Here is a 22,518-nt window from a genome sequence, read left to right on the forward strand (position 1 = left end):
GCCTTTCGGATAAAGCCTACTTAGCTCACAGGTATGGCACATAAACGGTGAAATGGGATTATTCACACGAGGGATCGGCCTGGCAACCCTCAGTGGTATGAGCACGTCACGCGCGCCCGTGGAGAGGCGGGACCGCGCGGGGGTCGCGGACGACGGGCCGACCGTTATCACCGGCGGGAACGCCGGACGAGGGGAGCGTGAAATGATCGGGCCCGAGCACAGATCGCGGCATGACCGACCCAATTCCGGACGGCTCGACAACGGGGAAAGGTCGTGGGCGATTCGGGGTACGGGCGCGTATCTCCCGTCCCGGCGCGTGCGAAGCGAGGACGTTTCGCGTTCCCTCGGCCTCGACCCGTCGTGGATCGAGCGCCGCACCGGCATCCGCCACCGGCACGTCGCCGCGCCCGAGCAGGCCGCCTCCGACCTGGCCGCGGCCGCCGCCGGACGGGCCCTGCGGGCGGCGGGCCTGGAGGCCGCCGACATCGGCCTGATCGTGCTCGGCACCTCCACCCCCGACGAGCTCGGCCCGTCCACCGCGTGCCGCGTCCAGGCGCTGCTGGGCGCCCGCGACGCCGCCGCGTTCGACATCGCCGCCGCGTGCGCCGGGTTCGTCTACGGGTTACAGACCGCGGTCGGGTGGCTGGCCGCCCAGCCGGTGGCCGCGCCGCACGCGCTGGTTATCGGCGTCGAGGTGTACTCGCGGTTCCTGGACCCCGCCGACAGGGGCACCACCGCGCTGTTCGGGGACGGCGCCGCCGCCGCCGTCCTCGGCCCGTCCGCCCCGCCCTACGGGCTCGGCCCGGTCACGCTCGGCGCGGACGGTTCGCAGGCCGGGGACGTCCTGATCCCCGCGGGCGGCAGCCGCCGTCCCGCCAGCGCCGACACCCTGGCCGACCGGGGACACACCATCCACATGAACGGCCGCGCCACCCGCGACTTCATCGCCGGGATCTTCCCCCGGCTGGTGGCCGAGGCGACCGAGGCCGCCGGGGTCAAGCCCGCCGACCTGGCGCTGGTCGTCCCGCACCAGCCCAACCCGCGACTGGTCGCCTCGCTGGCGCCCGACGCGGGGCTCGACCCGGCGCAGCTGGCGATCTCCGGGTACGACGTGGGGAACATCGGCGCGGCCAGCCTCCCCTACGCGCTGGACCGGGCCCTGCGGGCGGGCCGGGTCGCGCCCGGCGACCTGGTCCTGATCGCCGGTTTCGGCGCGGGCCTCACCTGGGGGCACACCCTCATCACCTGGCCGCCGTCCTGACCCGCGCCGGGTGAACACGGGGCCAGGACGGGTGAGGACGGTCCGTCCGGCGACCGATCCGCCGGGTCGTCGCGCGGATGTCGCCGGACGGACCGGGCGGCGGACCGTCCGGCGGATCATCGGCCCGGGGTCAGGGGGTGCGGGACGGGGCGCGGCGCAGCGAGCGCAGCACCTGGCGGGACTCGGCGCGCCGGTCCCACGCGACCGCCGCGAACACGACCGCGAACACGGCGGGCAGCAGGCTCCACACCGGCTCCAGGACCAGCAGCTGGGTGAGGACGGCGCCGCCCATCAGGCCGATCAGCCCGGTCGCGGCCAGCCCGGCCAGCCGGGGCACGACCAGGCCGATCGCCCCGGCGGCCTCGACGGTCCCGGTCACGTACCGCAGCCACTGGCCCCAGCCGATATCGGTGAAGGTCCGCACGGCGTCGGACTGTCCGGCGAACTTCGGCAGCGCCGAGCCGATCAGCAGGAACGCCGCCAGCAGGATCTGCGCGGCCCACAGCACCCGGCGCAGGGAACCGCCGCCACCCGCGGCGGACGTGGCGGGGGCGGTGGTGGGGTGGGTGTTCAGGGTGGTCATGGCTGGGGTCCTTCCGTGCGGTGTCTCATCGGCTCTTTCACCGGTGCGTCGCACGGCCCCGCCCCGGATCGACATCTCTCCAGAAGAATTTTTCAGGAGGGGTGTCGCGGCGGGGTGAACTCGGCCGCGGCGGTGGTCGCGGCCCGCACGAACGCCGCCAGCGGACGGGACCGGGACGTCTCGGGCCACGCCAGCACCAGCGTCGTCGGGTCGGCGTCGCGGACCGGGATCGCCGTCAGGTCGTCGCGCAGCAGCCCCCGCCACGACGCGGGCAGCACCGCCACCGCGCGGCCGAGCGCGATGAGCTGCATGAGGTGCCCGGCGTCCTGGATCCGCGGGCCGTCCCCGGGGCGCCGCGCGCCGGTGAGGCGGGGGCGGGGCTCACCGTCCAGGTCGCGGGTCGACAACTCGGTGCGGCCCGCCAGCCGGTGCCCGCGCGGCAGGACCGCGATCTGGTCCTCCTCCAGCAGCGGCTCGGTGGCCAGGCCCGTGACGTCCTGCCGGGGCGTGTACAGCAACGCGGCGTCGGCGCGGCCGTCGCGCAGCGCCTGCGCCGCCCCGTACCCGAACAGCATCTCCACCGGGACCGCGGCGGGGTCGTGTTCGTAGGCGGCCAGGATCTCCGGGAGGAGCCCGCCGCCGTCCCCGCCGGGTTTCATCGCCAGCACCAGGCGCGGCCCGTCGGGGCCGTCGTGTCCGGCGCGGCGGGTCCGGCGGACCCAGCACCCGCCCCGGCACCCCAGGCGTCGCCCACGGTGGCCTTGGTGACGGGGGCGAACAAGGGCATCGGCCGCGCCGTCGCCGAAGGGCTCGCCGCGCGCGGCATGACCGTGCTGATCGGCGCCCGCGACCCCCGCCAGGGCGAGGACACGGCCGCCGCGCTGCGCGCCGACGGGTATGACGCCCGCGCCGTCGTCGTGGACGTCACCTCCCCCGCCACGGTCACCGCCGCCGCCCACACCGTCACCACGACGGCCGGGCGCCTGGACGTGCTGGTCAACAACGCGGGCATCTCCGGCGGGACGCCCCACCTGCCCGACGAGGCCGACCTGGACGTCGTGCGGCAGGTGTTCGACACCAACCTGTTCGGGGTGATCCGGGTGACCAACGCGATGCTGCCGCTGCTGCGCCGGTCGTCGTCGGCGCGGATCGTGAACATCTCCAGCGGCACGTCCTCTATGACCGCGATGACCGACCCGGACCACTACTTCGCCGGGATGGAGGCGTCGGTCGCCTACCCGGCGTCCAAGACGGCGCTGAACATGCTGACCGTCCAGTACGCCAAACGGCTGCGCCCCGAGGGGATCCTGGTCAACGCCGCCGCGCCCGGCGCGTGCGCGACCGACTTCACCGTCCCCTACACCCGCGCCACCGGCCGGACGGTCACCCGGACCGCCGCGCAGGGCGGCGCCGATGAGTTCACGCGCCGAGCGCCGTCTACATTCGCGACGGCCCCACCCGCCCGTGGAGGGCCCGGACGAGGAAGGCAGGCGAGGACGATGACCGACCGTGAGCCCGTGGAGGCCCGTAACCTCGACATCTACGGCGGCGGGGAACTGGCGTGGGAGACCGTCAGGGACGCGCTGGTCGCGGCGCTGCCGAAGATGGAGACGCCGGTGTTCCTGGGCACCGCCCGCCCCGACGGCCGCCCGCACGCCGCGGGCGTCGGCGCGCAGTGGTACGAGGGCGACCTGTACTGCACCAGCGGGCCCGGCACCCGCAAGTCCGGTGACCTGGCGGCCAACCCGGCGTGCACGTTCTCGATCCGGACCCCGGTCGCGGACGTGGTCCTGGAGGGCGACGCGCGGCGCGTCACCGACCCGGCCGTGCTGGAGCCGGTCGCCGCCGGATACCGCGAGGGCGGCTGGCCCGCGCAGGTCGACGGGGACGCGCTCACCGCGCCGTTCAGCGCGCAGAGCGCGGGCCCGCCGCCCTGGCACGTGTTCCGCTTCACCTTCCACACCGTCGTCGCGGTCGGGATCACCGAGCCGTTCGGCGCGACCCGGTGGCGCTTCGCCTGAGTCCCCGGGGGGCGTCGACTTTGGTCTACCGGGCGTGGCCGCCCGGCCGTTTCCCCCCGATCCTGGTCGCGGTGGTCGTCGCCGCACGCGAGACGCGCCGCCGCAGGACGTCCACCAAAACCGACACCCACCCCGACACCGCAACGGGCGACCCGCCGGGCGACGCGTCCGGCGAAGGACGGCCCCAGCCCGGCCGGTGACGCCCCTCTAAACTGTGCGGCCATGAGCGATCACCGGTCACCCACCGCGTATCTGGCCGAGTTGTTCTCGCTGGAGGGCAGGGTCGCGGTGGTGACGGGCGGCAGCTCGGGCATCGGCCGGGCGATCGCCGAGGCGTTGGGCCGGGCGGGCGCGTCGGTGGTGGTGATCGCGCGGCGGGAGGCGGAGCTGGCCTCGACCGTCGCCGAGTTGGAGGGTCACGGGTGCCGGGCGGCGTGGGTCGCCGCCGACCTGGGGTCGCGGGACGGGGTCGCGCGCGCCGCCGAGGACGTGGCGGCCGCGTTCGGGGAGCCGGACATCGTGGTGAACGCGGCCGGGGTGAACCTGCGGCCGCCGATGGACGAGCTCGGCGAGGACGTGTGGGACACCACGATGGCGGTGAACCTGGACGCCCCGTTCCTGCTCGGGCAGCGGTTCGGTCCGGCGATGGCGGCGCGGGGGTTCGGGCGGCTGATCCACATCGCGTCCCAGCAGGCGTTCCGCGCGTCGGTGACCAGCGGCGCCTACGGGGTGTCCAAGGCGGGGCTGGTGGCGTTGGCCCGGTCGCAGGCCGAGGCGTGGTCGGGTCGTGGGGTGACCGCGAACGCGCTGGTGCCGGGGTTCGTGATGACGCCGCTGAACGCGCGGCTGTCCTCGGACCCGGCGATGGTGCGGGCGTTGGCGCAGCGGACGCTGACGGGCCGCAACGGTCTGGCCGCGGACTTCGCGGGCGCGGCGGTGTTCCTGGCGTCGGCGTCGGCCGCCTACGTCACCGGGCAGGCGATCTTCGTGGACGGCGGTTTCTCCGCCCACTGACCCCGCGCCGGAACCGTCCGTCCCCTATTCGGCGTCGTGGCGGGCGGTGATCTGGTCGATGGTGGCGGCGAGGTCGAAGTCCTTGCCGGTGAGGCCGCCGGCGCTGTGGGTGGTGAGCGTGAACACCAGGGTGCGCCAGCGGATGTCGATGTCGGGGTGGTGGTCGGCGTCCTCGGCGGCGCGGGCGACGTCGGTGACCACGTCGATCCCGGCGAGGAACGACGGCGCGGTCACCTCCCGCCGGATCTGGTCGCCGTCGCGGCTCCAGGCGGGCAGGTCACGCAGCCGGTCGGTGACGGCGGCGTCGTCGAGCGTGTCGGCCATCGGTTCTCCCTCGGTGTCGGTGAGGGGACGGCCCGCCCCGGTGTCAGGAGGGCCCGCCGTCCCCGGCGGTGTCCTTACTGGTGTCTCCACTGATGTCCCCCGTGGCGGCGGCCCACACGTCCGTGGGAGGTTCCACGGGAGGTTCCACGGTCGCCTGGATCACCACGGTCCCCGTGACAGGTTCCGGAACGGGCACGGTGACCGGTTGGACGGTGGCCGGGCGGGTGGCGGTGGTCCAGGTGGTCTTGGCGGTGTCGACGACGACGTCGCGGGCGACGCCGACGATCATGCCGCGCAGGGTGTCCTTCAGGGCGAGTTTGAGGGCGTCGCGGATCAGTTCGCGCAGGACGGCCTCGATCGCGGCGGACGCGGCGCGCGACACGGTCCGCAGCGCCAGTTCGCGGGCGGTGCGGGCGACGGCGCTGCCCGTGGCGGCGGCGAGCAGCCCCCCGGCGGCGCGGGCCGCGGTCTGGGCGGCGGGACGGGCGGCGTCGGTGAGCGGGGCGAGTTCGGCGGCGACCCCGCTGTCGCGGGCGCGGTCGCGGAGCGCGGCGGCCAGGTCGCGGGCGGCCTGTTCGGCGGTCTCGCGGACGACGCGGGCGACGACGTCCCGTCCGACGATCATGGCGGCGTCGGCGGCGGCGCCCGCGACGGTGTCGACGGCGGCGTCCACGACGACCCTGGTCGCGGCCTGCACGACCGGCGAGGACCCGGTGACCGACACCGTGGCGGACACGGTGGCGGACACTCCGGCCGAGATGGTCGCCGAGACGGTGCGGGCCAGGGGGCTGTCCTTGGCCAGGCGGCGCGCGGCGACCGCCATGGGGTGCCGGGCGGCCTGTTCGGCGTAGGTCATCGCGGTGGTGGCGGCCTCGAACGCCCCGGCGGTGGCGGGGTTGGTCGCGGCGGCGGCGCGGGCCTCGGTGACGGCGCGTTCGGCGACCGCTCTGGCGGCGCTGACGGCGGCGTCGCGGGCGGCCTGCTCGATCGCGGTCATCGCGGGCGTCCCCGACAGCTGTTCCAGGACGCGGGACGCGGCGAGCGCGGCGGCGTCGCGGGCGGCGGAGGTGACGGGTTCGGCGGCTCCGGCGGCCGTGCGCGCGGCGGTCGCGGCGGCGGGGCCCAGCCCGCCCCAGACCTGTTCCAGCAGGTCGGCGGCGGCCCGGTCGGCCCGTCCGGCGCGCGCGCCGAACCCGGTGCCCGCGGTGAACCCGGTGACCCCGGAAGGTTCGGTGGGCCCGTCCGGCGTGCCGTCGCCCTCGGTGCCCTTGTCGTCGATGTCGTTCACGTCTCACGACCCCTCATCGCGACCCGCCCCACAAATCACCATAACTTCCGAACACCGCCGCTGGTTCCGGCGCGCCCCGCCGAATCCGTCCCGGCCGGTAATTCGGTTGGCGCGGCGGCGTGGCCGGGGGTAAGGTCGCGGATGAACCCGTGAGGAGGTGAGGACGCATGGCCGTCGTTGCGATGGTTGCCGTACACGGCACCAGGCCCGTCCTCATGTCCCGGGCCTCCGGCTGACAGGTTCCCGCACCCTTTTCTTCTGTGTGTGCGACGCGTCCGCGCCGGGGCCCCTTCACACGAAGGTTCCACCGTTGTCTTCATCCTTTTCAGCGGGGTCGTCGCCCCTGGCCGCCTATGGCTGGGACACGTCCCTGGAGAACGAGTTCACTTCCCACCGCGCCGCCGGGCTGATCCCGGGTCGGGTCGCGGCGGTCGACCGCGGCTTGTGCGACGTGGTCACCGACACCGGCCCGACCCGCGCCTCCACCGGAGCCACCGGATCCATCACATCGGATCCGCCGTGCACGGGCGACTGGGCGGCGTTGCGTCCGGACGGCCCGGACGGGCGCCCGGCGATCGCGGCGCTGCTGCCGCGCCGGACCGCGATCGTGCGGTCGTCGGCGGCGCGGGACTCACGCGGCCAGGTGCTGGCCGCCAACGTCGACACCGTGGCGATCGCGGTGTCGCTGGCCGTCGCCGTGGACCTGGGCCGCGCCGAGCGGCTGCTGGCGCTGGCCTGGGAGAGCGGCGCGCGGCCGGTGGTCGTGCTCACCCAGTCCGACCTGGCCCGGTCCGCCGCGGACGCCGACCAGGCGCGGGACCGGGTCGCCGGGGCCGCGCCGGGCGTGGACGTGGCGATGTGCAGCGCCGCGACCGGTGACGGCGTCGACGCCGTCCGCGCCGTACTGGCCGGGACGGTCGTACTGGTCGGCCCGTCCGGCGCGGGCAAGTCCACGCTCGGCAACGCGCTGCTGGGCGCCGAGGTCCTGGCGACCGGCGCGGTCCGCGCCGGGGACGGCAAGGGCCGCCACACCACCGTGCGGCGGGAGCTGCTGCCGCTGCCGGGCGGCGGCGTGCTGATCGACACGCCGGGGCTGCGCGGCGTGGGCCTGTTCGAGGCGTCCACGGGCCTGGAACGCGCGTTCGCCGACGTCGAGGACCTGGCCGCCGGGTGCAGGTTCGGTGACTGCGCGCACGACACCGAACCGGGCTGCGCGGTGCTGGCCGCGGTCGAGGACGGCGCGTTGCCTCGCCGCCGCCTGGACAGCTACCGCAAGCTTCAGCGCGAGAACGAGTGGGCGGCGGCGCGGACCGACGCGCGGCTGCACGCCGAACTCCAGAACCGCCGCAGGGCCATCACCCTGCTGCAACGGCAGAAATATCAGCAGGACCGGCGGGAGGGGCGAGACCGATGAGGTGGACGACCAGGCCGGAGACGGCCGGTGACCGCGACGCGGTCCGCGCGACGGTGGCGGCGGCGTTCCCGACTCCCGCCGAGGCGGACCTGGTGGACGCGCTGCGCGCCGACCCGGCGTGGATCCCGGACCTGTCGATCGTCGCCGAGCCCGCGGAACCCGCGGAGTCCGCAGGTCCGGCGGAAGGTGGTGTCGCCGCGTACGCGCTGGTCACCCGCTGCCGGGTCGGTGGGGACGCGGCGCTGGCGTTGGCGCCGGTGGCGGTGCTGCCGCGCTGGCAGCGGCGCGGCGGGGGCGGCGCGGCGGTCCGCGCCGCCCTGGACGCGGCGGCGGCCCGCGCGGCCACGGGCCGGGGCGAGCGGCTGGTGGTGGTGCTGGGCCATCCGGAGTACTACCCGCGGTTCGGGTTCGTCCGGGCGTCGTCGCTGGGGGTGTCGGTGCGGTTCCCGGTGCCGGACGAGGCGCTGATGGCGCTGGTCCTGGACGGCCCGGGTGAGGTCCCGTCCGGGACGGTGGAGTACCCGGCTCCGTTCGGGGTGTGAGCACCGGACCGCGACCCGTCCGCCCCCGTCACCGGGGGTCGCGGCGGGTCGCGGTCCGGCGTCACCGTCCGCGCCGCTGGTAGGTCCGCACCGACAGCGGCACGAACACCGCCAGCAGCAGCACCGACCAGCCGAGCGTGGCGGTGACGGGGTGCGCGAGCGGCCAGGCGGCGTCGGCGGCGGGCGCGCCGGGGTTGCCGAACAGGTCGCGGCACGCGGCGGTGAGGGCGCTGACGGGGTTCCAGTCGGCGACGACGCGCAGCACGGTCGGCATCCCGCCGGTCGGGACGAACGAGTTGGACAGCATCGTGACCGGGAACACCAGCGGCACGAGCTGGTCGGCGACCTGCTCGTTCTTCACCACCAGCCCGAGGTAGCAGCCCGCCCAGCTCAGCGCGTACCGCGTCAGCGCCAGCAACGCGAACGCCTCGGCGGTGGGGACGATGCCGCGGTGGGCGCGCCACCCGACGACCAGCCCGGCGGCGGCCATGATGACCAGGGCGAGGACGCCGTGCAGGGCGTCGGCGCCGGTCTGCCCGAACGGGACCGCCGACCGCGCCACGGGCATGGACCGGAACCGGTCCATGACGCCGCGGGAGGCGTCGGTGGCCACCCGCAGCGTCACGGCCACGGTGGAGGTGAAGGTGACCATGGCGAACAGGCCGGGCATCAGGTACTCGCGGTAGTTGCCGCCGCCGGGGACCGCGATGGCGCTGCCGAACACGTACCCGAACAGCACGACCATGATGGCGGGGAAGATCAGGGCGGCGATGAGTTCGCCGGGTTCCTGCCGCAGCCGGCCGAACTCGCGTCCGATGAGGGTGACGCCGTCGGTGAGCGCCCACCGCGCCCGCGCGGCGCGGGTCGCGGGCGCGGTGATCGTCGTGGTGGTCGCCGGGGTCGTCGCTGGGGTCATCGCACGGCCTCCTCGCGTGGCTGCTCGGCTGAGGTCTGTTCGGCGGCGGTGATGGGGTCGCGGGTGCGGTCGCCGGTGAGGCGGAGGAACACCTCGTCGAGGGTGGGTCGGCGCACCGCGACGTCGGCGGTGGTGACGCCCGCGCGGTCCAGTTCCCGGACGACGTCGGCGAGGCGGACCGTCCCGGCGGCCAGCGGCACCGTCAGCCGGGCGCCGTCCAGGGCCGGGTAGGTGCCGGTGAGGGTGTGCAGCGTGTCGGCGGCGGCGCCCGCCGTGGCGGGGTCGGCCAGGACGACGTCGAGGCGGTCGCCGATCGAGGCCTTGAGCCCGTCGGGGGTGCCGGTGGCGATGACGCGGCCGTGGTCGACGACGGCGATGTTGTCGGCGAGCCGGTCGGCCTCGTCCAGGTACTGGGTGGTGAGCAGGACGGTGGTGCCGTCGGCGACCAGCTCGCGGATGCTGTCCCAGATCTCGCCGCGGCTGCGGGGGTCCAGGCCGGTGGTGGGTTCGTCCAGGAACAGCACCTGGGGCCGCAGGATCAGGCTGGCGACCAGGTCGAGGCGGCGGCGCATCCCACCGGAGTAGCCGGACACGGGACGGTCGGCGGCGTCGGCGAGGTCGAAGCGGTCCAGCAGCTCGTCGGCGCGGGCGCGGGCGGCGCGCCGCGACAGGTGGTAGAGGCGGCCGAACATGCGCAGGTTGCCGCGGCCGGTGAGTTTCTCGTCGACGGCGGCGTACTGCCCGGCCAGCCCGATCCGGGCCCGCACCTGGTCGGGTCGGCCCGCCACGTCGAACCCGGCGACGCGGGCGCTGCCGGAGTCGGCGTCGGCCAGCGTCGCCAGGATCCGCACGCCGGTTGTCTTTCCCGCGCCGTTGGGGCCGAGGATGCCGCAGACCGTCCCGGCGGGGACGGCGAGGTCCAGGCCGTCGAGGGCCTGGGTGTCGCCGTAGCGCTTGCGCAGCGCCTCGGCGACCACGATCGGTTCGTCCGTCACGGACACTCCTCTGAGTACGATGTACGCAACTGCTGGGAGTGCCAGGGTAAACAACTGGGTACGACGTACGCAACTAGGATTCTGGGACGACGACGAGGAGGCCCGTTTGAGCGGCGACGACGTGAGCATCTGGGCGGTGCCCGAACGACAGGGACGCGGCCCACGGCCCGCCTACAGCCGCACCCAGATCACCGAGGCCGCGATCCGCATCGCCGACGCCGACGGCCTGGACGCCGCGTCCATGCGCCGCATCGCCGCCGACCTCGGCACCGGCGCGATGTCGCTGTACCGCTACGTCCCCTCCCGCGACGACCTCCTCGACCTGATGACCGACCACGTCCTCGGCGAGATGAACGTCCCCGACCGTCCCTCCGGCGACTGGCGCGCCGACCTCACCCTGATCGCCGAACGCACCCGCGCGGTGTGGCGCGCGCACCCCTGGATGGCGGCCCTGCACCGCCCCCGCGCGTCCCTGGGCCCCCAGCGGCTCCGGCTGATGGAGTTCGCGTTCGGCGCCCTGGACGTCGGCGTCCCCATCGACGCCATGTTCGCGCTGCTGGACATGCTGACCGGCTACGTCGAGCGAGTCGTCCGCGACGAGATCGAATGGAAGCGCGAGATCGCGCACAGCGGCCTGACCCCCGAACGCTGGATGGCGCGGAGCGCCCCCTACGTCACCGACCTCCTCAAAACCGGCGACTACCCGATGTTCGAACGCATCGTCATGGACGCGCAGCTCCCGCACATGTCCCCCGACGACCAGTTCCGCTACGGCCTGGACCGCGTCCTGGACTGCATCGCCAGCGCCCTCCCCACCCCCGACCACCCCACCCCCGACCCACCCGACGCCCTGCCCGACCGCCCCTGAGGCCCGGTCGTGGTTTCCAGCGAAACGACCCGGGTCGGCGGGTCAGCGGTGGTCCGCGACGGACACTGAGACGACGACCAGACCGTCCTGTCACGCGACGGACCCCGCCCCCAGGGTGACAGCGGGGGCGGGGCGGTGATCCCGGCGGGAATCGGACCCGCGGCGACCGGCGCGGCGTGCCGGACCTCTGACCACAGAGCGACGAGATCGTTATCTGCGACGGGCATGCTGTCCGTCCGATGCGTTTCCCAGGGTGCTCCCGCCGCGCCGCCGCCGCAACGCAATATCGGCGACGCCGGGCGTTTCCACTGAGTGGAACGGTGAAGTTCCCGCGCGCCACCCGCACCATGAGGGTGGTAACCGGGGATCTGCGTGCCGCACGCGGGGGGACCCCGCGCGAGGAGGAACCGATGGCGCTGCTCGACCCCGCCCCGTGGACGGGGAAGCTCTTCGACGGCGGCTGGGCCGCGGCCGACGGCGGCGTCCACACCGTCACCGAACCCGCCACCGGCGCGACCCTGGCCATCGTCGGCCTCGCCGCCGACACCGACGTCCAGCACGCCGCCGAAGCCGCCGCGTCCGCGCAACGCGACTGGGCCACCCGCACCTACGAGGAACGCGCCGCCGTCATGCGCCGCGCCGGACGGATCCTCGAAGACCACGCCGCCGAGGTCCAGGGCTGGATCGTGCGGGAATCGGGATCGATCCCCCCCAAGGCCGAGGTCGAGGTCCGCTACGCCGCCGACCTGTGCCACGAGGCCGCCGCCCTCGCCGCCCACCCCCAGGGACTGGTCCTGCCGTCGACGCAGCCCCGGTGGAGCCTGTCGCGGCGCCGCCCCTCCGGCGTCGTCAGCGTCATCGCCCCCTTCAACTTCCCGCTCCTGCTCGCGATGCGGTCGGTCGCCCCCGCCCTGGCCCTCGGCAACGCCGTCCTCCTCAAACCCGACCCGCGCACCGCCGTGTGCGGCGGCGTCGCCATCGCCCGGATCCTCCAGGAGGCCGGACTCCCCGAAGGGCTCCTGCACCTGCTGCCCGGCGGCCGCGCCACCGGCGAGGCCGTCGTCGCCGCACCCGAGGTGCGGGTCGTGTCGTTCACCGGCTCCACCGCCGCCGGACGCACCATCGGCGAGGTCTGCGGACGCCACCTCAAACGCGCCCACCTGGAACTCGGCGCCAACAACGCCCTCATCGTCCTGCCCGGCGCCAACGTCGCCGACGCCGTGTCCGCGGGCGCCTGGAGCTCGTTCCTGCACCAGGGACAGGTGTGCCTCACCGCCGGACGGCACCTCGTCCACCACAGCATCCACGACGAGTACGTCGCCGCCCTCGCCGACCACGCCGACAAACTCCCCGTCGGCAACCCCGCCACCGGACCCGTCGCGCTCGGCCCCATCATCGACGCCACCCAGCTCGCCCGCGTCGACGACCTCGTCCGCGGCACCGTCGCCGCCGGTGCGCGCCTCGCCGCGGGCGGCACCCACGAGGGCCTGTTCTACCGGCCGACCGTCCTGGCCGACGTCACCCCCGGCATGCCCGCCTACGCCCGCGAGGTGTTCGGGCCCGTCGCGCCCGTCGTGCCGTTCACCACCACGCAGGAGGCCATAGCGCTGGCCTCCGCCACCGAGTACGGCCTGTCGCTCGGCATCCTCGGCGACGTCGGGCAGGCCATGCGGATCGCCGACGCCGTCCCCACCGGCATGGTCCACATCAACGACCAGACCATCAGCGACGAACCCAACGTCCCGTTCGGCGGCGTCGGCGCCTCCGGCAACGGATCACGGTTCGGCGGGCCCGACGCCAACATCGAGGCGTTCACCGAGTCGCAGTGGGTCACCGTCCGCGACACCATCCCCACCTACCCCTTCTGACTCCCGGCTCCCTTCTGACTCACCGCCCCCACCGGTTCCACCAAGCCGGGCATGACCGGACGTTAAAGCCCGATGTCCATCCCGTTTAACCGCCTTGACGTGGGCAATGACAAAACCCACAACCCCCGGTAGCCGGAACCCGCCGAGGTCAAGGAGGACCCATCGTGTTCCGAACGCACGAGATGCGGAAGACCCGGACCGAGGAGTCCGGGCGAGAGGAGTGGGCCTGCCCCACCTGCGGCCGCCGGATCCTCCTGCGCTGGCCCCCGAACTACGAGAAACAGATCGTCGAACCCGGCGACCAGCGCGCCTGCCACGTCGGCAGCTCCGCCGACGACACACCCGCCGAACCTCCCGACACACCGCTCCCCGCCCAGGACGTCAGCGACGAGCAGCGGTGGCACAGCGCGCGCCGCTGGCTCCGCGAGACCGGCGTCGACTCCCTGCCCTCGTCCCCACCCGCATCCCCGCCGGCACCGCCAACGCCAACGCCCGTGAACGTGAAGCGGCCTGTGCCACCGCCGCCCGCCGGGACCCGGCTCGGGCCCTCCGGAGCAGTGTGACCCGCCCCGCCGTGTGACCCGCCGTCCGAGCCGCCGTCTGGTGGTCTGCCGGGCGGGTCAGGGGCGGGCCAGTTCGGTGCGGAGCAGGTCCAGGCCCATCGGTCCGAGGTCCAGGGCTCGGCGGTGGAAGTCCTTCAGGTTGAACGCCGCGCCGTCGCGGCGCCGGGATTCCTCTCGTGCTTCCAGCCAGATCTTCTCGCCCAGTTTGTACGCGATCGCCTGCCCTGGACGGCCCAGGTAACGGTCGATCTCGAACGCCACGTCCGCGTCAGGGACCGGGCCACTGTGCGCCCGCAGGAACTCGAACCCCAGCTCCGGCGTCCACCGCTCACCCTCGTGGAAGCCCGTGCCCGCCGGGATCTCCAACTCCAGATGCATCCCGATGTCCAGGATCACCCGGGCGGCGCGGAACTGCTGCCCGCCCGCGAGCATCCCCAGACGGTGCGCCGGGTCCTCGTAGTGGCCCAGCTCGTCCATCAACCGCTCCGCGTACAGGCCCCAGCCCTCGCAGTGCCCCGGGTGCAACTCACTCGACACCCGCTGGAACCGGTTCAACACCGGGTTCAACGTCGTCACACCCAGCTGAAGATGGTGGCCCGGCACACCCTCGTGGAACATCGTCGCCGGGACGCTCCACGTCACGATGTCACCGGACGGGTCGTCGACCGTCCACCACACCGTCCCCGGACGCGACAAGTCCTCCGCCGGAGCCAGATAGTAGACACCCGACTCCACCGGCGGGATCCGGCAGTCGATCCGCCGCAACGCCTCCGGAATGTCGAAATGCACCCCGTCCAGATCCGCGATCGCCCGATCCGCCAACTCCTGGATCCACGCCTGGAACGCCTCCGCGCCCTTCACCCGGTACGCTGGATCGGAGTCCAACGCCGCCAGCACCACCGGCAACGGCTCACCCGGCATCACCCGCTCCGCCGCGTCCGCCATCTCCGCCCGGATCCGCGCCAGCTCCTCCCACCCCCACGCGTACGTCTCCAGCGGATCCAGCTCCGTCCCCAGAAAGTCACGCACCCCCGCCCGGTACCGTTCCACGCCGAGCGCGTCCCGCTCCGGGGCCCGGCCCGCCAGCGCGCCCGTCAGGAACGACGCGAACTCCACCAACGCCGCCGACGCCTCCCGCGCCGCCGCGTCCAACCCGGACCGCAACGGCCCGTCCCCGTACCGTCCCGCCAACCCCACCAGATACGCGGGCACCTCCCGGCACTCCCGCGCGTTCCGCACCACCTGCCGCCGCGCCGCCACCCGCCCCCGCCCGCACTCCCGCTCCAGACTCACCCGCAACCCCGCCAGCACCCCCGGCACCGCCGCCACCCGCGACCGCACCGACTCCCAGTCGGTCTCCGGCCCCTGATCCAGCAGCTCAACCGCCGTCCGCAACCGCTGCACCGGACCGTCGATCGTCTCCAACGACCACTCCCGCACCCCCGACTCCTCCGCCGCCACGTCCACCTCAAGACGCTCCCGCAACATCGCCGCCGCGGCCCGCTCCGCGTCACCCACAACCGGCGTCGCCGCCAACTCCGCCAACATCCGCCGCGCCAACCCCGCCCGCGCCGCCGCCCCGTCCGGACCGAAATCGGTCAACCGCGCGTCCTGCCCGGCGATCCCCATCATCGCCGCGAGACACGGGTCCAGCGCGGCGAACTCGTCCACATACCGGTCTGCGAGGCCATCCAGTGCGGTCACCGACCCAGGCTACGGCCAGCCAACCCGATAGGCGATCATGAAAATGTGCCAAAGCGGCGGCCCCATCAACGTGTTTCGGCCGCCAACCGCACACCCAACCCCACCAGCACCACACCCGACACCTGGTCCAACCGGCGCCGCACCACCGGCCGCTCCAACACCCGCCGCGCCGCCCCCACCAGCCACACCACCACCCCGTACCAGGCCAGGTCGATCAACGCCCACACCACCGAGAACCCCACCAGCGCCGCCGCGACCGGCCACCCCTCCGGGACGAACTGCGGCAGGAACGACACCGCGAACACCCCGGCTTTCGGATTGGCGAAATTCGTCACCAGACCCAACCGATAGGACCGCGTCCACGACCACCCGCAAAGCCATTTCCCACCCGGCCCTGTCGCGCGTCGTAATCGCGCGTCCTACAGCGGCGGGCCGTCACCACCGCCACCACCCGGGCCCGTCGGCGGCGGGACCGGAGTCGGCTGACCAGGCGGCACCGGCGTCGGCGACCGCCCCGGCGGAACCGGAGACGGCGACGTCGGCGGCCTGGACGGCTGCGGAAACGACGGCGTCGGCTCCGGTGGCGGAGGCGGCGGATCCTTCGCCTCCGGCTGACACGCGAACAACACCCCCATCAACACCGCCAGCAGCGCCAACACCGCCAACAAACCCACAACCGTCCGCACCAAACTCCGATCCGGCGGACGCTCCCCCACCGGGCCCACCAGATCCGGCGGAGGCATCGGACGCTCCAACGCCGGCTCCGCCGACCCCAACCAGTACGGCTGAAACTGCGGACCCCGCCGCCGACCGCCCCACCACGACCGCCCCGCCCCCTGGAACTCCACCGGCTCCAAGAACCGCTCCGCACCCACCCGATCCGCCTCATACGACGTCGCCACCCACGGCGCCGGACCATCCGGCTGCGCCGCCACCACCGGCGCCACCCCACCCGTCCCGCCGCCCGACGCCCCCGAAGACGGGGACGGAGACCCGCCCCGGCCCGGAACCGCCTCATTGATCGCCGCACGAAACCTGTCCCGCGCCGCCGCGTCACCCGCCGCACCACGGTTCAACACCGCCACACTCGCCCGCCGCCCCGCCTCATCCACCCCCAGGAACACGATCCCGGCCGCGGACTCCGACAAACGCGCCGACAAACGAAACGGCCCCAACCGATCAGGATCACCCGGGGGCAACGGCCTCGACATGGCCGCAACACTAACAACCAGCCCCTACGATCAGCCCCGACACGCCCCGAACCGATCACCCCAGCCACGCACGTATCCCCAGCGAACGGGTACAAGCGATCGCGTAGGGTCGAAACGCGCCCAGCCCGGCACCAAGGCACTAGTGAGGGAAACCCACATGACCATCGCCGCCACCGACATCGACGAAGCCGCGGCGCTCCTCCAGAACACCCTCGCCGAAGTCAAAAAAGTCATCGTCGGCCAAGACCACATGGTCGAACGAATGATCGTCGCGCTCCTCGCCCAGGGCCACTGCCTCGTCGAAGGCGTCCCCGGCGTCGCCAAGACACTCGCCGTCGACACCCTCGCCCACGTCGTCGGCGGCACCTTCGCCCGCCTCCAGTTCACCCCCGACCTCGTCCCCTCCGACATCGTCGGCACCCGCATCTACCACCCCTCCACCGAACAGTTCGACGTCGAACTCGGCCCCGTCTTCGTCAACTTCGTCCTCGCCGACGAAATCAACCGCGCCCCCGCCAAAGTCCAGTCCGCCCTCCTCGAAGTCATGGCCGAACACCAGGTCTCCCTCGGCGGCAACACCTACCCCCTCCCCACCCCCTTCATCGTCCTCGCCACCCAGAACCCCATCGAATCCGAAGGCGTCTACCCCCTCCCCGAAGCCCAACGCGACCGCTTCCTCATGAAAATCGACGTCCACCACCCCGCCGCCCACGAAGAACTCCAAATCCTCCAACGCATGAGCGTCGACCCACCCGCCGCCACCCAGATCCTCAACACCCACCGCCTCGCCGGCCTCCAACGCGCCGCCGAAGAAGTCTCCGTCCACGAACTCATCGCCGACTACATCGTCCGCCTCGTCATGGCCACCCGCGAACCCGACCAGTACCGCCTCCCCGACCTACGCGGCGTCATCGACATCGGCGCCAGCCCCCGCGCCACCCTCGGCCTCGCAGCCACCGCCCGCGCCCTCGCCCTCCTGTCCGGACGCGACTACGTCCTCCCCGACGACGTCCGCGCCGTCGCCCGCGACGTCATCGCCCACCGCCTCGTCCTCACCTTCGACGCCCTCGCCGACGGCGTCGACGCCGCCGACGTCGTCGCCCAGATCCTCGCCGCCGTCCCACCACCCCGCGTCGTCTGGAACCACGGCGCCGCCGCGGTGACCACCGCATGACACCCCGCGGCCCCGCCCCCCGCCCCCGGCGCAGACACGGCGGCAAACTCGCCCACCTCGCCCCCGAACGCACCCTGCGCCGCCTCGAACTCCAGGTCACCCGCCGCCTCGACGGACTCCTCAACGGCGAACACCTCGGCCTCCTCCCCGGCCCCGGCACCGAACTCGCCGAAGCCCGCCTCTACCAACCCGGCGAGGACGACGTCCGCCACATGGACTGGGCCGTCACCGCCCGCACCACCACCCCCCACGTCCGCGACCTCATCGCCGACCACGAACTCGAAGCCTGGACCCTCCTCGACCTCACCCCCAGCATGGACTTCGGCACCGCCACCATGACCAAACGCGACCTCGCCGTCGCCGCACTCGCCGCCGTCGGATTCCTCACCATCCGCCTCGGCGACCGCGCCGGCGCCTACCTCCTACACACCGACGGCACCCGCCGCTGGCCCGCCCGCACCGGCAAAGCCGCCCTCTACGCCCTCCTCCAAGCCGCCCTCGACGCCCAGTCCGTCGACCACGGCACCCCCCGCACCGCGCCCCCCACCAACGCCACGCACCGCACCGGCCCCCCCGACCTCGCCACCGCCATCGACTCCCTCGGCCGCGGCCAGACCCGCCGCGGCCTGCGCGTCGTCATCTCCGACTTCCTCGCCCCCGACGGCACCCACCCCGTCCTCGCTCCCCGCGACTCCCACGACCGGCCCGACTGGGAACGCCCCCTCCGCCGCCTCACCGCCCGCCACCAGGTCCTCGCCATCGAGATCATCGACCCCCGCGAACTCGACCTCCCCGACGTCGGCCTCGTCGAGATGACCGACCCCGAGACCGGCACCGCCCACGAGATCGTCCTCAGCCGCCGCGTCCGCGAACAGTACGCCGCGGCCGCCGCCGCCCAACGCGACCACACCCGCACCGCCCTCCGCCGCAGCGGCGCCCACCACCTCGTCCTGCGCACCGACCGCGACTGGATCGCCGACATCGCCCGCTTCGCGCTACGCCAACGCCGCGCCGCCGGCCGAACCGTCACCACCGCGGGAGTGCGCCCATGACCTTCCTGTCACCCGAACGGCTCTGGCTCCTCGGCCTGCTGCCCCTCCTGGCAACCGTCTACGTCATCCTCCAGATGCGCCGCGGCCACTACGCCGTCCGGTTCACCAACCTCGCCCTGCTGTCCCAGGTCGCCCCCAAACGACCCGGCTGGCGCCGCCACGTCGCCGCCACGCTCTTCCTCATCATGATCACCCTGATGATGGTCGGGTTCGCGCGGCCCGCCGACTCCGTCAAGGTCCCCCGCGACCGCGCCACCATCATGGTCGCCATCGACGTCTCCCTGTCCATGATGGCCAGGGACGTCCCGCCCAGCCGCCTCGACGCCGCCAAGTCCGCCGCCAAGAAGTTCATCGACGAACTCCCCGCCCGCTTCAACGTCGGCGTCGTCGCCTTCGCCGGAAGCGCCAACCTCATCGCCGCCCCCTCCGCCGACCGCGACGCCGCCACCACCTCCATCGACCAGCTCGTCCTCGCCAAACGCACCGCCATCGGCGAAGCCGTCTTCACCAGCCTCCAGGCCGTCCGGTCCTTCGACGCCCAGGCCAGTCAGAACCCGCCGCCCGCCCACATCGTGCTGCTCTCCGACGGCGACAACACCACCGGACGCACCGTCCAGGAGGCCATCGACGCCAGCCGCGCCGCGCACGTCCCGGTCTCCACCATCGCGTTCGGCACCCCCTACGGCACCGTCGACATCGAGGGCGAGACCACCAGCGTCTCCGTCAACAAGGAGACCCTGCGCGCCCTCGCCGACAGCACCGAGGGCAAGGCCTACGAGGCCGCCGACTCCGAGCAGCTCCGCGACGTCTACGCCAACATCGGCACCAGCCTCGGCTTCCGCACCGAACACCGCGACGTCGCCGCCCGCTACACCGGCATCGCGCTGCTGTTCGGGCTCGCCGCCGCGGGCGCCTCCCTGGCCTGGTTCTCCCGCCTGCCCTGACCGTCCAGCCACGACGGCCCGCACGGTCGGCCCCGCCGTGGCGGACGCGGAACCCACCGAACGCTGATACGGTCGGCCGACGTGGGGGAACACTACTTCGCCGCGCGGCCCGGCGCCGCCACCAGCCGCCGCACCATCGACCTCGTCCTGCCCGACCTGCACCTGCGGCTCGACACCGACAGCGGCGTGTTCTCCCCCGACCGCGTCGACCTCGGCACCCGCGTCCTGCTGGAGACCGCTCCCCCACCGCCACCCGACGGCGACCTCCTCGACCTCGGCTGCGGATACGGACCCATCGCCCTCACCCTGGCCAAGCGTTCGCCGCAGGCGAGGGTCTGGGGCGTGGATGTTAATGAGCGGGCCCTGGCACTGGCTGAGAGTAATGCTCACGCCGCCCACCTTGACAATGTAAGGTTCAGTTTGATCGACGACCTCGACCCCGGGCTCCGCTTCGCCACGATCTGGTCCAACCCACCGATCCGCATCGGCAAGAACGCCCTGCACGACCTCCTCCTCACCTGGCTCTCCCGCCTCACCCCCACCGGGCTCGCGTACCTCGTCGTGCAGAAACACCTCGGCTCCGACTCCCTGCAACGTTGGCTGGACGGTCAGGGCCACCCCACCGAACGGATCGCGTCGCGATCGGCGTACCGCGTCCTGCGCGTCGCCCCTCGCATGGAAGGCAGTTCCCGATGAACGGCTCGCAGCCGACCACGCAAGGACGCAGGCAGCTGCGCGGCACCGACGTCAAACGCCTCAACCGCGACTGGCGGCGCCGCACCGACGCCCGCCTCGGCCTTCTGGTGGAGTCGGTGACCCAGCCGTTCAACATGGGCTCCATCATCCGCAGCGCCGCCGCGTTCGGCGTCGAGCACCTGTGGCTCGCCGGGAACGCCACGCCCCCCACCCAGAAGGGCGTCGACAAGACCGCCCTCGGCACCACCCGCCTCGTGCCCTGGGAACACGCCGGAAGCGTCACCGACGCCGCCGCGGCCGTCCGCGCGAAGGGGCTGCGCCTGGTCGCCGTCGAGCTCACCTCCGACGCCGTCCCGCTGCATGAGGCGCCCCTGGACGGCGACGTCTGCCTCGCCGTCGGCGGCGAGGACCACGGCTGCTCCCCCGCCCTGCTGGCCGCCGCCGACGCCGTCGCCTACATCCCGCAGGTCGGACGGGTCGGCTCCCTCAACGTCGCCGTCGCCACCGCCATCGCGCTCGCCGAGGCCCGCCGCCGCGACTGGACCGCCTGACCCACACCGCGCGCGATCACACCGACTTGTGCCGCTGGTAGTGGCGCCAAGCTCATCGAAGGCTGGCGACCGCTGCGTCCCACCACCGTCAACGAGACCGGCACCACCTTCATGCTGAACCATGATCACCACGGGTGGTGTGATGGATCGCCCGTTTACGCCGCGAGGGCGGCTACCACCTTGTCTGCGAGCCGTTCCAGGCGAGCCGGGTCGGCGGGGGCTTGGCGAATGGTGGTGCTCCAGTAGAGGGGTCCCGCCAGCAGGTCCAGGCCGAGTTCGAAGTCGGTGCCGGGAGCGAGTTCTCCGCGTTCCACCGCCCGCCGCAGGACGTTGACCGCTTTCTCGCGTCGGGCTCCGCCGACCCTGTCGCCCAGGGAGGCGGCGATGTTGGGGTGGTGGACGCCTGCGGCGAAAAGGTCGGGCAGAATTCGCGACACCAGCGGATGCCGGAGCGCTGCGTCGACTGCGGTCAGGAAGGCCAGGACGTCGCCGCGCAGGGTCCCGGTGTCGGGGGTGTCGGTTGCGGCGATGGAGACTTGGGTGATCAGGTCGATGGTCATGGCTTCCTTGGACGGCCAGCGCCGGTAGATGGCGGCTTTGCCCGAACCGGCACGCCGGGCCACGGCCTCCAACGACAACCGCCCGTAGCCGACCTCGGCGAGCTCTTCGAAGAAGGCGGTGCGGATCGCGTCGGTGACGGCGTCCTGAAGTATGGGCCCGCCGGGCGGGCGGACTGCTGGCGATCGGCTCATGCCGCCGAGCATACCCGAGACGGAACGGTTGCGTCTCGTCTTAGGGTTGGGCTAGTGTGCGGGCAATGTCGAGACGGTCCCGTTCCGTCTCGGTTAGTGACGGGAGTCTGCCATGAAGTTCCTCTTCGAGGACGAGTCCTTATCGACCGGGCCATCGACAGGACCGCGGCCATCGTCAACGGCATCGCCGAAGACCACCTCGCCGCCCCCACGCCCTGCCAGGGATGGGACGTGCGCACCGAACTCAACCACCTGGTCGGCGGCATGCACATCTTCGCCGCCGAGCTCACCGGCACCGACCCCGGCGGCGAGCACGAGGACGACTGGCTGGGCACCGACCCGCAGGCCGCCTTCGCCGACGCCGCCCGACTCGACCGCGCGGCCTGGCACCGCCCGGGCGCCCTGGAAACCACCGTACGGCTGGGATTCGGCGCCGTCCCCGGGCCGATGGCCGCAGTCATCCATCTCACCGAGGTCCTGGTGCACGGCGCAGACCTGGCGATCGCCACCGCCCAGGAGAGGCTCGTCGACGAGCAGGACTGCGATGCACTACTCACCACCATGCGTGGCATGGACTTCGACGCTTTCCGCCGCCCCGGAATGTTCGGCCCCGAACTCCACCAGCCCACAGACGCACCCGCACACCGGCGGCTGCTGGCCTTCCTCGGCCGCGGCCTCTCCCCACGCCGGGACATGTGACGCGCCGGCAAACGCGGGGACGTCGGCGTCGAGCCGCCGGGCTCGTGCTCCCCTACGGGCCACAGAGTGCCCCAACCG

24 protein-coding genes, 1 tRNA gene and 1 pseudogene are annotated in these 22,518 nt (G+C 73.4%); 15 read left to right on the forward strand and 11 right to left on the reverse strand.

From position 1 onward, the window contains the following. Positions 1-280: 280 nt before the first annotated feature. Positions 281-1,261 (forward strand): 3-oxoacyl-ACP synthase III family protein, encoded by a 981-nt coding sequence (locus ABD808_RS06140; protein ID WP_344892850.1) that lies wholly within the window; start codon positions 281-283, stop codon positions 1,259-1,261. 130 nt (positions 1,262-1,391) lie between these two features. Here ABD808_RS06140 and ABD808_RS06145 read toward each other — a convergent pair whose 3' ends face one another. Next, positions 1,392-1,844 carry a DoxX family protein gene (locus ABD808_RS06145; RefSeq protein WP_344891134.1) on the reverse strand — a complete coding sequence of 151 codons (453 nt, stop codon included), beginning with the start codon at positions 1,842-1,844 and terminating at the stop codon, positions 1,392-1,394. 92 nt (positions 1,845-1,936) lie between these two features. After that, positions 1,937-2,503, reverse strand: a complete 567-nt coding sequence (locus ABD808_RS06150) for a LysR substrate-binding domain-containing protein (RefSeq protein WP_344891137.1) — start codon at positions 2,501-2,503, stop codon at positions 1,937-1,939. A 105-nt stretch (positions 2,504-2,608) separates the two neighbouring features. On the opposite strand from ABD808_RS06150, the gene ABD808_RS06155 reads away from it, so the two are divergent. From ABD808_RS06155 to ABD808_RS06165, 3 genes are read left to right on the forward strand one after another with little or no spacing between them, the layout of a single operon-like run. After that, positions 2,609-3,865, forward strand: coding sequence for an SDR family NAD(P)-dependent oxidoreductase (locus ABD808_RS06155; protein ID WP_344891140.1), 1,257 nt, complete (start codon positions 2,609-2,611; stop codon positions 3,863-3,865). A gap of 20 nt (positions 3,866-3,885) precedes the next feature. Next, positions 3,886-4,065, forward strand: a complete 180-nt coding sequence (locus tag ABD808_RS06160; protein ID WP_344891143.1) for a hypothetical protein — start codon at positions 3,886-3,888, stop codon at positions 4,063-4,065. A 22-nt stretch (positions 4,066-4,087) separates the two neighbouring features. After that, positions 4,088-4,879: an SDR family NAD(P)-dependent oxidoreductase gene (locus tag ABD808_RS06165; RefSeq protein WP_344891146.1), complete on the forward strand. Its 792-nt coding sequence runs from the start codon at positions 4,088-4,090 to the stop codon at positions 4,877-4,879. A gap of 24 nt (positions 4,880-4,903) precedes the next feature. Here ABD808_RS06165 and ABD808_RS06170 read toward each other — a convergent pair whose 3' ends face one another. Together ABD808_RS06170 and ABD808_RS06175 are read right to left on the reverse strand one after the other, a co-directional pair. Beyond that, entirely contained in the window at positions 4,904-5,203 is a 300-nt protein-coding gene (locus ABD808_RS06170) for a 4a-hydroxytetrahydrobiopterin dehydratase (RefSeq protein ID WP_344891149.1), read from the reverse strand. Between the two features lie 43 nt (positions 5,204-5,246). Next, positions 5,247-6,491, reverse strand: coding sequence for a hypothetical protein (locus tag ABD808_RS06175; RefSeq protein ID WP_344891151.1), 1,245 nt, complete (start codon positions 6,489-6,491; stop codon positions 5,247-5,249). 310 nt (positions 6,492-6,801) lie between these two features. Here ABD808_RS06175 and rsgA point away from each other — a divergent pair, with 310 nt between their 5' ends. Next, on the forward strand, positions 6,802-7,905 hold the full coding sequence (gene rsgA, locus ABD808_RS06180) for a ribosome small subunit-dependent GTPase A (RefSeq protein WP_344891154.1): 1,104 nt from the start codon (positions 6,802-6,804) through the stop codon (positions 7,903-7,905). Next, entirely contained in the window at positions 7,902-8,447 is a 546-nt protein-coding gene (locus ABD808_RS06185; protein ID WP_344891157.1) for a GNAT family N-acetyltransferase, read from the forward strand. The genes rsgA and ABD808_RS06185 overlap by 4 nt, the downstream gene beginning before the upstream one ends. Positions 8,448-8,508: 61 nt before the next feature. Here ABD808_RS06185 and ABD808_RS06190 read toward each other — a convergent pair whose 3' ends face one another. Together ABD808_RS06190 and ABD808_RS06195 are read right to left on the reverse strand one after the other, a co-directional pair. Next, positions 8,509-9,363: an ABC transporter permease gene (locus ABD808_RS06190; protein WP_344891160.1), complete on the reverse strand. Its 855-nt coding sequence runs from the start codon at positions 9,361-9,363 to the stop codon at positions 8,509-8,511. Further along, positions 9,360-10,358 carry an ATP-binding cassette domain-containing protein gene (locus ABD808_RS06195; protein ID WP_425548891.1) on the reverse strand — a complete coding sequence of 333 codons (999 nt, stop codon included), beginning with the start codon at positions 10,356-10,358 and terminating at the stop codon, positions 9,360-9,362. The genes ABD808_RS06190 and ABD808_RS06195 overlap by 4 nt, the downstream gene beginning before the upstream one ends. A 106-nt stretch (positions 10,359-10,464) precedes the next feature. Between ABD808_RS06195 and ABD808_RS06200 the strand changes: the two genes are divergently transcribed. Beyond that, positions 10,465-11,226 carry a TetR/AcrR family transcriptional regulator gene (locus ABD808_RS06200; protein ID WP_344891164.1) on the forward strand — a complete coding sequence of 254 codons (762 nt, stop codon included), beginning with the start codon at positions 10,465-10,467 and terminating at the stop codon, positions 11,224-11,226. A 136-nt stretch (positions 11,227-11,362) separates the two neighbouring features. Here the strand turns inward: ABD808_RS06200 and ABD808_RS06205 are convergent. Continuing rightward, a tRNA-Gly gene (locus ABD808_RS06205) sits at positions 11,363-11,435 on the reverse strand. A gap of 201 nt (positions 11,436-11,636) precedes the next feature. On the opposite strand from ABD808_RS06205, the gene ABD808_RS06210 reads away from it, so the two are divergent. After that, positions 11,637-13,094 (forward strand): benzaldehyde dehydrogenase, encoded by a 1,458-nt coding sequence (locus ABD808_RS06210; protein WP_344891167.1) that lies wholly within the window; start codon positions 11,637-11,639, stop codon positions 13,092-13,094. 164 nt (positions 13,095-13,258) lie between these two features. Then, complete coding sequence (locus ABD808_RS06215) at positions 13,259-13,657, forward strand: hypothetical protein (RefSeq protein WP_344891170.1); 399 nt, start codon at positions 13,259-13,261, stop codon at positions 13,655-13,657. A gap of 57 nt (positions 13,658-13,714) precedes the next feature. Here ABD808_RS06215 and ABD808_RS06220 read toward each other — a convergent pair whose 3' ends face one another. From ABD808_RS06220 to ABD808_RS06230, 3 genes and pseudogenes are all read right to left on the reverse strand, one after another. Next, positions 13,715-15,361: a DUF885 domain-containing protein gene (locus ABD808_RS06220; protein ID WP_344891173.1), complete on the reverse strand. Its 1,647-nt coding sequence runs from the start codon at positions 15,359-15,361 to the stop codon at positions 13,715-13,717. A 65-nt stretch (positions 15,362-15,426) separates the two neighbouring features. Further along, positions 15,427-15,714: pseudogene (locus ABD808_RS06225) on the reverse strand (LysE family translocator); the annotation flags it as partial. A gap of 82 nt (positions 15,715-15,796) precedes the next feature. Continuing rightward, the gene (locus tag ABD808_RS06230) at positions 15,797-15,979 is read right to left on the reverse strand and encodes a hypothetical protein (protein ID WP_344891176.1); all 183 of its coding nucleotides are present in this window, start codon (positions 15,977-15,979) and stop codon (positions 15,797-15,799) included. A 750-nt stretch (positions 15,980-16,729) separates the two neighbouring features. Here ABD808_RS06230 and ABD808_RS06235 point away from each other — a divergent pair. From ABD808_RS06235 to ABD808_RS06255, 5 genes are all read left to right on the forward strand, one after another. Beyond that, positions 16,730-17,746: an AAA family ATPase gene (locus ABD808_RS06235; RefSeq protein WP_344891179.1), complete on the forward strand. Its 1,017-nt coding sequence runs from the start codon at positions 16,730-16,732 to the stop codon at positions 17,744-17,746. Next, complete coding sequence (locus ABD808_RS06240) at positions 17,743-18,798, forward strand: DUF58 domain-containing protein (RefSeq protein WP_344891182.1); 1,056 nt, start codon at positions 17,743-17,745, stop codon at positions 18,796-18,798. Before ABD808_RS06235 ends, ABD808_RS06240 begins: the two co-directional genes overlap by 4 nt. Then, positions 18,795-19,742, forward strand: a complete 948-nt coding sequence (locus ABD808_RS06245) for a VWA domain-containing protein (RefSeq protein ID WP_344891185.1) — start codon at positions 18,795-18,797, stop codon at positions 19,740-19,742. The genes ABD808_RS06240 and ABD808_RS06245 overlap by 4 nt, the downstream gene beginning before the upstream one ends. 81 nt (positions 19,743-19,823) lie before the next feature. Beyond that, positions 19,824-20,438, forward strand: a complete 615-nt coding sequence (locus tag ABD808_RS06250; RefSeq protein WP_344891188.1) for a class I SAM-dependent methyltransferase — start codon at positions 19,824-19,826, stop codon at positions 20,436-20,438. Further along, positions 20,435-20,989, forward strand: a complete 555-nt coding sequence (locus ABD808_RS06255) for a TrmH family RNA methyltransferase (RefSeq protein WP_344891191.1) — start codon at positions 20,435-20,437, stop codon at positions 20,987-20,989. Before ABD808_RS06250 ends, ABD808_RS06255 begins: the two co-directional genes overlap by 4 nt. 155 nt (positions 20,990-21,144) lie before the next feature. Here ABD808_RS06255 and ABD808_RS06260 read toward each other — a convergent pair whose 3' ends face one another. Continuing rightward, entirely contained in the window at positions 21,145-21,741 is a 597-nt protein-coding gene (locus tag ABD808_RS06260) for a TetR/AcrR family transcriptional regulator (RefSeq protein ID WP_344891194.1), read from the reverse strand. Positions 21,742-21,837: 96 nt separating this feature from the next. Between ABD808_RS06260 and ABD808_RS06265 the strand changes: the two genes are divergently transcribed. Then, positions 21,838-22,440 (forward strand): TIGR03086 family metal-binding protein, encoded by a 603-nt coding sequence (locus tag ABD808_RS06265; protein WP_344891197.1) that lies wholly within the window; start codon positions 21,838-21,840, stop codon positions 22,438-22,440. The last annotated feature ends 78 nt before the right edge of the window (positions 22,441-22,518 follow it).

This window comes from Actinomadura meridiana (assembly GCF_039537545.1).
GTDB classification, from domain to species: Bacteria; Actinomycetota; Actinomycetes; order Streptosporangiales; family Streptosporangiaceae; genus Spirillospora; species Spirillospora meridiana.

Bases quoted from the DNA above. Each gene is read 5' to 3' on its own strand.
- ABD808_RS06240 (WP_344891182.1), top strand. From the start codon at position 17,743: ATGACACCCCGCGGCCCCGCCCCCCGCCCCCGGCGCAGACACGGCGGC.
- ABD808_RS06150 (WP_344891137.1), bottom strand. From the start codon at position 2,503: ATGAAACCCGGCGGGGACGGCGGCGGGCTCCTCCCGGAGATCCTGGCC.
- ABD808_RS06245 (WP_344891185.1), top strand. From the start codon at position 18,795: ATGACCTTCCTGTCACCCGAACGGCTCTGGCTCCTCGGCCTGCTGCCC.
- ABD808_RS06165 (WP_344891146.1), top strand. From the start codon at position 4,088: ATGAGCGATCACCGGTCACCCACCGCGTATCTGGCCGAGTTGTTCTCG.
- ABD808_RS06145 (WP_344891134.1), bottom strand. From the start codon at position 1,844: ATGACCACCCTGAACACCCACCCCACCACCGCCCCCGCCACGTCCGCC.
- ABD808_RS06190 (WP_344891160.1), bottom strand. From the start codon at position 9,363: ATGACCCCAGCGACGACCCCGGCGACCACCACGACGATCACCGCGCCC.
- ABD808_RS06170 (WP_344891149.1), bottom strand. From the start codon at position 5,203: ATGGCCGACACGCTCGACGACGCCGCCGTCACCGACCGGCTGCGTGAC.
- ABD808_RS06235 (WP_344891179.1), top strand. From the start codon at position 16,730: ATGACCATCGCCGCCACCGACATCGACGAAGCCGCGGCGCTCCTCCAG.
- ABD808_RS06255 (WP_344891191.1), top strand. From the start codon at position 20,435: ATGAACGGCTCGCAGCCGACCACGCAAGGACGCAGGCAGCTGCGCGGC.
- ABD808_RS06260 (WP_344891194.1), bottom strand. From the start codon at position 21,741: ATGAGCCGATCGCCAGCAGTCCGCCCGCCCGGCGGGCCCATACTTCAG.
- ABD808_RS06210 (WP_344891167.1), top strand. From the start codon at position 11,637: ATGGCGCTGCTCGACCCCGCCCCGTGGACGGGGAAGCTCTTCGACGGC.
- ABD808_RS06185 (WP_344891157.1), top strand. From the start codon at position 7,902: ATGAGGTGGACGACCAGGCCGGAGACGGCCGGTGACCGCGACGCGGTC.